The sequence below is a fragment of the Pseudonocardia charpentierae genome (assembly GCF_031845345.1).
Lineage (GTDB): Bacteria > Actinomycetota > Actinomycetes > Mycobacteriales > Pseudonocardiaceae > Pseudonocardia > Pseudonocardia charpentierae.
Genome location: NZ_JAVREJ010000064.1, coordinates 1 through 7,153 on the forward strand (window position 1 = coordinate 1; position 7,153 = coordinate 7,153).

General features: G+C 67.5%; 8 protein-coding genes, 1 pseudogene and 1 other annotated feature. Of the genes and pseudogenes, 8 read left to right on the forward strand and 1 reads right to left on the reverse strand.

Features of this window, described 5'->3' with window-relative positions:
* Window positions 1-182 precede the first annotated feature (182 nt).
* From RM445_RS31600 to RM445_RS31615, 4 genes are all read left to right on the forward strand, one after another.
* Entirely contained in the window at window positions 183-914 is a 732-nt protein-coding gene (locus RM445_RS31600) for a Crp/Fnr family transcriptional regulator (RefSeq protein ID WP_311560540.1), read from the forward strand.
* A gap of 514 nt (window positions 915-1,428) precedes the next feature.
* A complete protein-coding gene (locus RM445_RS31605; RefSeq protein WP_311560541.1) occupies window positions 1,429-1,758 on the forward strand; it encodes a hypothetical protein in 330 nt (109 codons plus the stop codon).
* A gap of 1 nt (window position 1,759) precedes the next feature.
* Window positions 1,760-2,233, forward strand: coding sequence for a tetratricopeptide repeat protein (locus RM445_RS31610; RefSeq protein ID WP_311560542.1), 474 nt, complete (start codon window positions 1,760-1,762; stop codon window positions 2,231-2,233).
* Complete coding sequence (locus RM445_RS31615; protein ID WP_311560543.1) at window positions 2,230-3,135, forward strand: hypothetical protein; 906 nt, start codon at window positions 2,230-2,232, stop codon at window positions 3,133-3,135. Before RM445_RS31610 ends, RM445_RS31615 begins: the two co-directional genes overlap by 4 nt.
* Window positions 3,136-3,319: 184 nt before the next feature.
* Here RM445_RS31615 and RM445_RS31620 read toward each other — a convergent pair whose 3' ends face one another.
* Window positions 3,320-3,991: an IS5 family transposase gene (locus RM445_RS31620; RefSeq protein ID WP_311560547.1), complete on the reverse strand. Its 672-nt coding sequence runs from the start codon at window positions 3,989-3,991 to the stop codon at window positions 3,320-3,322.
* Between the two features lie 600 nt (window positions 3,992-4,591).
* Here RM445_RS31620 and ltrA point away from each other — a divergent pair.
* The 4 genes and pseudogenes from ltrA to RM445_RS31640 all read left to right on the forward strand — a co-directional run bounded on the left by ltrA (window position 4,592) and on the right by RM445_RS31640 (window position 6,910).
* Window positions 4,592-5,908 (forward strand): group II intron reverse transcriptase/maturase, encoded by a 1,317-nt coding sequence (gene ltrA / locus RM445_RS31625; RefSeq protein ID WP_311560544.1) that lies wholly within the window; start codon window positions 4,592-4,594, stop codon window positions 5,906-5,908.
* Window positions 5,909-6,212: 304 nt separating this feature from the next.
* Window positions 6,213-6,350, forward strand: a pseudogene (locus RM445_RS31630) (IS5/IS1182 family transposase); the annotation flags it as partial.
* Between the two features lie 51 nt (window positions 6,351-6,401).
* Window positions 6,402-6,728 (forward strand): transposase, encoded by a 327-nt coding sequence (locus RM445_RS31635; RefSeq protein WP_311560545.1) that lies wholly within the window; start codon window positions 6,402-6,404, stop codon window positions 6,726-6,728.
* Window positions 6,684-6,814, forward strand: a sequence feature (AL1L pseudoknot). It overlaps the preceding gene by 45 nt.
* Window positions 6,782-6,910, forward strand: coding sequence for a hypothetical protein (locus RM445_RS31640; RefSeq protein WP_311560546.1), 129 nt, complete (start codon window positions 6,782-6,784; stop codon window positions 6,908-6,910). Its footprint overlaps the feature before it by 33 nt.
* The last annotated feature ends 243 nt before the right edge of the window (window positions 6,911-7,153 follow it).

Sequence of the window (7,153 nt, forward strand, 5' to 3'; positions counted from 1 at the left end):
CCATCGCGTGGCACCTCTCTACGAGATCCTTGGTCGGTTCACGCAGAGACTCACGCGGTGGCCCCTCCCACGTGCTCAGGCACGCCGGACAGGCCCCGGACTTACACCACCAGCCGGGACGCGACCACGCTCCGCGGCGGTATTTGCGCTCTAAGGGCCGTCGCGGCGTCTAAGGTCGCGGTATGGGCGCGGGCTCGTCGGCGACAGGGGTGAACCAGTTCGGACACCGGACGCCCTCGGTGGAAATCCTGCGCCGCACAGAACTGTTCGGCACCCTCGCCGACGATGAGCTGCAGCGGCTGGCCGCAGCTGCCCGGACGCGTACCTTTCGAAGGGGGCAGTACCTCTGGTATCAGGGCGATCCGGGCGACACGCTGCTGGTCGTGTGCGACGGACGGCTTAAGGTCGTCTTCGGCTTCGAGCCGACGGGCGACGAGGCCGTGCTGCACAGCGTCGGCAGCTGCGAGGTGCTCGGCGAGCTAGCCCTCCTGGATGGGGCGCCGCGCTCGGCGTCGGTTGTCGCACTCGAGCAGACGACGGCGCTGATCCTCTCCCGCGCCACCGTGTTGGACGCGATGGCGCGCCACCCCGCGGTGCTTGAGGCCATGTTGCGCGCGGTAGGGAGGCTGGTGCGCCGGCTCACCGAGCAGAACGGCGACCTTGTGTTCCTCGACCTCGGCGGCCGGCTGGCCAAGCTGCTCCTGCGGCTCGCTGAGGGACGAACTCCCGGGAACGACGGGATCGTGCTCGACACCCACTTGAGCCAGTCCGACCTCGCGGCGATGATCGGGGCGACGCGGCCCGCTGTGAACCGAGTGCTTCATCTGTTCGCGGCCCGGGGCCTGATCCGGGTCGAGGGTCAGGTGATCGTGTTGCAGGACCTGCCGGGGCTGCAGCGCCGGGCCGCGACCTGAGAGGAGCGACCCAGCGTCAGGCCGCCAACTTCCTGGCTCGCGGCACGGGAAGCACTTCTGGTGACACGCGACGGACCCCCGGACGACGGCGTTCCGTTGGACTCTGCTGCGTCGACACTGACGTCGCGGCACGCAGTGGTTCGTGAGCGTTGCGGGCGCACGCCGGTTGATCCTCATCGCGACTATTCGTGCTGTCGGCTGTTCGCGGAGATCCGCGAGCTGGGCTACACCGGCAGCGCGAACCTGCTCGTGCGCTACCTCAACCAGGGCCGCGCCCAGGCCGTGGGCGCGGATGCGGTCTTCGAGCCGGTGGTAGACCCGGCCGCAGTTTGGCCCAGCACCAGCAAGCGTGCCCGGAGGAGGCCCCGGCTGAGGCGGGAGCCGGCGAACGAGTCCACTGGGATCCCTTGCTGGGTATCAGCCGCCCTCGTTCGATGCTCGAACAGGGTGCTACGTCCCCGAGCCGGGACACGGCCGCAGCGGACCCAACGGTCCGGGCGAGACCGACAGTGGGATGTCTGAGATGAATATCGGTACGCAGATCGCAGGTCGGGATGTCTACAACTACGAGTCCGGGCGGCTACTCGACGCCGACCTGCGGCGCCGGCTCGATGACGTCGTCGCGCAGGTAGAGGCGGTGGTTCGGTCCGGCGCTGTTGATGCCGGCCGGGCAGTCGACCTCCACGAGGCCGCCCAGCAGGTGACGGAGGCGGCCACTCGGCCAGAGAAGGGCCGGCTCACGCGCGCGCTGGAGGCCCTCAAGCAGCTGGCGGCGGCCGCTGCATCCACGGCGGGCATCGCCGAGGCGACCGAGACCATCCTGCGCGCCGTGTCGGGAACCTAAGGTGGACATCGAGTGGCAGTCGGCCGACGCGATCGTCAATGTCGAGTTTCGGCGGGAACCCGCACGGGACCACGGTGGCTGCGGCATCGCACTGCTGCGCCAGGGGCACTACACGGCGGCTGTCCGGGAACTCGTGCAGGCGGTTGAGGCCGACCCCGCCGACAACGAGGCTCACTACTACCTCGCGCTCGCCCTTCTCGACGGGGCGCGGCCCCATCGGAGCCCCCGCCGGGTTGTCGAGAGCGTGCGCCGGCATCTGGATACGGCGCGCGCGTTGCCCGAGGCGCGAGTCCTGCGCGTGCTGGTCGACGAGGACCAAGAGCTGCTGTGGCGCCTCTACCCGGCCACCCCACAGGCGCTGGTCGACCTGGTCGATCAGGTCGACTGGGAGCGCGCACTCGAGATCATCAGGCACGTACCGGCTCGGGAAGCGCGGACCTTCCAGGTCCTGGAGAGGGCGGTGACGACGCCATGAGCCAGACCGAGGTCGAGAAGCTCGCCCAGCAACGCAAGCAGCGCCTGATCAAGTACTTCACCGAACCGCCCGATCCTCGCGACCGCACCGTCGCCCGGGTGTTCCTCGCCGTCGCCGGGATCGCGCTCCTCGCCACAGGGGTGATCGTGGTGCACCGAGATGAACTGCCCTTCGCGCTGGTGCTGCTGTTAGCGGCTGCGGTATGCGCTGTTGTCGGCGTCGACGGGCTGTTCCGCTACCGCAAGCGGTTCGCCAAGGCCTTTCCGCGGCCGACGGACGAGGAGATGGACCGCCTGCTCGCGGCCGAGCTCGGCCGGATCAGGTCGATTTCGTTGGAGAAGCTAGGTGTCACGGCGGACGATCTGGAACTAACTGGGGAGGGCTGGGACCCCGTCGCGCAGCTAGAACGGGGCGGCCCGGTGCTCACGCCGAACGAGCGGCGACCACTCGTAGTCTTCGGGCCGGCCGACGACGCCCGGATGGAGATCGGCCGGGACCACGCCGCGCGCTTTTCCTCCTACCGCGTCATGGCAATTTGTCCGACCCACTTCAACTTCGGCCTGTACCTCTGCACGGTCAACATGCTGACTGGCGCGCTCGGTCAGGACGAGACGCACGAGTACCAGTACGACGACGTCGTGGCGATCCGGACGATTACGGCGGGCGAACGCGGGCCCGAGCCGGAGGTCAGGCTCCGCAACGAGGACGTCCGGTTCGCCCGCGCTCTAGAGTGTGAGCTGCAGGTCGTCACCTCGGGCGGCGAGTACCCGCGGATTCACGTGGTCGTCCCGCTCGCCGACGGTGCGCAACCCGCAAGTTTGCAGCCCTCCGGGATGGAACAGGTGGTGACGTCGGTGCGGCGAGTGCTGCGAGACCGCAGGAGCGCGGGCAGCGTCATCTGATCCGGAAATGAAGCCGGGGACGGACGCAAATGCTCCCGCCGGGACCGAGCGTGCGGCCCGAGATGCAGGACATAGGGGTTGTGGGCAGGTCAGTCAGGTGGTGACTCCTCGTGACCCGGCCGCTGGTCAGATCAGATTAGACCGTCGCCACGCTGTATCTGGTCTTAGAACGTGTTTGAGAAGATCAACTGATTGTCGGGAATGTGCACCGTTGTTGTCGGGTGACGGGTCCGCCGCGGGCGATGCGTCGGGTGATGGTGTTGATCGCGGCCCAACGGATCATGGCCTCGGACACGGCCGGGTCGCGTTCGTAGTCCCGGGCCAGGCGGCGGTGCGCGGTGAGCCAGGCGAAGGTGCGTTCGACTGCCCACCGGCGAGGGATCACGGCAAACCCGCGTTGCCCGACGGGTTTGCGCACGATGTGTAGCGTAGTGGCCAGCAGGGTCTGCGCCCAGTCGAGCAGTCGGCCGGCGAAGCCGCCGTCGGCGAAGACGAACCGCACCCTGGTGCGCAGCCGGGTGTCGAGCAGGACGGGTTTGGCTCCGTCGCGGTCCTGCACGCCGGCGGCGAGGACCACGACGGTCAGCAGCAGGCCCAGGGTGTCGGTGACGATGAACCGCTTGCGGCCGTTGATCTTCTTGCCGGCGTCGTAGCCGCGGGACTCGCGCCCGACGGTGTCGGCGCCCTTCACGCTCTGCGAGTCGATCAGCCCGGCGCTGGGTTCGGGGTCACGCCCCTCGGCCACGCGCAGCTGCCCGCGCACGACGGGCAAGATCTTCTCGGTCACCCGGACCTGTTCCCACTGAGCCTTTTCCGTGCGCCCAGTGACAGGAGGTTGGCCGTGTAGGGGGTTGATCTTGTGTCGTCAGCTCGTCGTCGCTTGCCGGTGTGAGTCCGGTCCGGGTAGCCGCCAGGGGGCCCGGTAGCAGACTGGCGGCTTCGTCTGGAAACGGGCGGGGTCGAAGCCCAGTGTCGAATGCCCATTCTTGGGGGAGCGACTGAACGGTCTGTAGCATGAAGCGAAGCCTGCGGCGTCGTTACTCAGCTGCCCGTGAGGGTGGTGTCAGGGAGTGCCGAGCCCTTCGGAATCAGGGTGAAGGCCATGGAAGCGGTGTAGCTCCTGGATTGCAGCCGTGATGGACTCCTCGGCGTATGGGGCGCGGAACGTTCAGATAGTGACGGCGGGAACTGGGGAGGCCCTCCCCGGCCCGATGACTGTGGAAGAGGTCATCGGAGCGCGGTGTCCTATAACCGATGAACTCGGGAAGTGGATGGTCGGCCGGGTGGGCGTCGGAGGCGGTCATAGTACCGATTGAGCCGAACGGACAACAGAACCGTCGGTGAGGGAAGGGCCGCTGCTTCGTCGATGCGTGATGTTGTGAGGAAGGGCTCGGTGAGTGTCGTTACGGCTAGTTCCACCGCTGCGGGATCCGTACTTGCGGATCCGGTCCGTGCCTTGCAGCATGCGCTCTACCGGGCAGCCAAGGCTGATCCCGGACGTCGGTTCCATGCGCTGCGAGACAAAGTCTTCCGGAAGGATGTCTTGTGGCGTGCGTGGGTTGCGGTGTTCCGCAATGGTGGGGCACCGGGCATCGACAAGGCCACGTTGGCCGATGTCGAGGAGTACGGCGTTGCCCGGCTCCTCGACGAGCTGGCCGTCGAATTGAGAGATGGCGGCTATCGGCCGTTGCCGGCGCGTCGGGTGCTCATCCCGAAGCCGGGAACGGCGGAGCAGCGGCCGCTGTCGATTCCCTCGGTCCGGGACCGCATCGTGCAGGCCGCAGTGAAGATCGTGCTCGAGCCGGTCTTCGAGGCGGACTTCCTGCCGTGCAGCTTCGGCTTCCGGCCGAGGCGGTCACCGCACGACGCTCTGCAGGTCGTCATCGATGAGGCCTGGCGAGGTCGGCGGTGGGTGGTCGAGACGGACATCGCCGAGTGTTTCACGGCGATTCCGCACGACAAGTTGATGCAGGCGATCGAGGAACGCGTGTGTGACCAGGCAGTCCTGCGGCTCGTGCGCGCGATCCTGCGCGCCGGGGTGATGGAGGACGGCAACGTTCGTCGGTCGGTGACCGGCGCGGCGCAGGGCGGGGTCGTCAGCCCCTTGCTCTGCAACGTGTTCCTGCACCGGATCGACCGCGCCTGGTCCACGCGCGAGCACGGAGTCATGGTGAGGTTCGCCGATGACATCGTGGTGATTTGTCGATCACGGGAACAGGCCGACGCTGCCCTGCAGCGGCTTCGTGACCTGCTGGCCGATCTCGGGCTGCAACCGAAGGAAGCGAAAACGCGCATCGTGTGTCTGGAGGTCGGTGGGGAAGGGTTCGACTTCCTCGGCTTCCACCACCGCATGGTGCGCTCCCGTTCCCGTGACGGGAGACGACCGGTCACTTTCCTCGCTCGCTGGCCTACGGATAGAGCGATGCAGTATGCCCGCGACAGGGTCCGTGAACTCACGGCCAAGCGCAGGCTATTTCTGCCTGTTGAGGCGGTGGTGCAGGACGTCAACATGTTCCTGCGCGGCTGGGTCGGGTACTTCAAGTATGGGCACTCGGCCGAACGGCTCAGCAAGATCAGGCACTACGTGCGGATGCGGATCGCGCTGTTCATCAGTAAACGGCACCGCCGCAGCCGACACTTCGGGATGTGGGCGCTACTCAACCACACTCCGAACGAGTACGGCCTGATCAACCTCTACGGAATCGTCGTCTCACCCAGGGCTGGCAAGCCCTGGCGGGAGAGACCGAATGCTGGCGGTGAACGGCGTCGGTAAGCCGTGTGCGGGAGAACCGCATGCACGGATTGACGGGCGGGAGCTGGAAACGGGGCAACTGAGTTGGCCAAGGCCACGGAGAAGAACAACCCCGACGGGAAACCGTCGAGGTACCACGGCTCCGCGACCTACAGCCGGGTCAGCGCCACCGCGCCAGCTCCCGACCCTCCAACCTGGCTGTGAGCTGGGCTGATCGCTGTTTGGGGCGCGGCTGCAGACGTGAGTGAAGCTCCTGGTAGACGGGTGATTGCTGAGATCAACTCGTCCGAACCAGGAGCTTCGGGTGCCTTCCTACCCTGCGGGGATGACCGTGTCCAACCGGTCGCTGATCATGCTGGCCGACGCACTACGACAGCGGCGCACGATGCTGGGAACCAGATGGCGACGGCTCGCGCCCGGACGGCAGGCCCTGCTGGTGGTGGCCCATCTGCGCAAGGGCGAGTGAACCACCCCGGGTCTGGTGGAGGGTGTGAACCCACGAGAGGGTGGATTCGTGCCTGCTCCCCGGAAGTACCCCGACGAGCTGCGTGAGCGCGCGCTGCGGCTGGTCGAGGAGGCGATGAAGGAAGACCCGTCGTTGTCGCTGAACGCGGCGGTCAAGCGGATCGGGCCGCGGGTCGGAATCGTGGCGGACACGCTGCGGGGCTGGGCCAAGCAGCGCCGGATCGACACCGGGAACGAGCCGGGCACCACGACTGCGGATGCGGCGCGGATCAAGGAGCTGGAGCGGGAGAACCGCGAGCTCAAGCGAGCCAATGAGATCTTGCTGGCGGCCAGCTCGTTCTTCGCGCGGGAGCTCGACCCGCGACTGCCCTGGTAACCCGGTTCATCGACGATCACCGTGGCCGCTTCGGGGTCGAGCCGATCTGCAGAGTGCTGCGCGAGCACGGCGTGCCGATCGCCCCGTCGGGCTACTACGCCGGCAAGGCCCGGCCGCCTTCGGCGCGGGCGATCCGCGACCGAGCGGTGCTGGCCGCGATCGAGCGGATCTTCCACGACTGACAGCGGCCAGTCCAAACTCCCCCGTAGGCGGCCATTTACTGCCCCGGTGATGGCCAGTGATCTCCCCGCTGGTGGCCAGATATCTCCCCGGTGATCCACAGCAGGTGGCCGGTGGCCGAGGGTCTGCCGGTGAAGCGGAGCGAGGAGATCGTGGAGATTCTGGAGGCGTACGACCTCACCGGGAGTTACCGGGCGGCGGCGGAGCTGGCCGGGTGTGACCACCACACCGTGGCCCGCTATGTC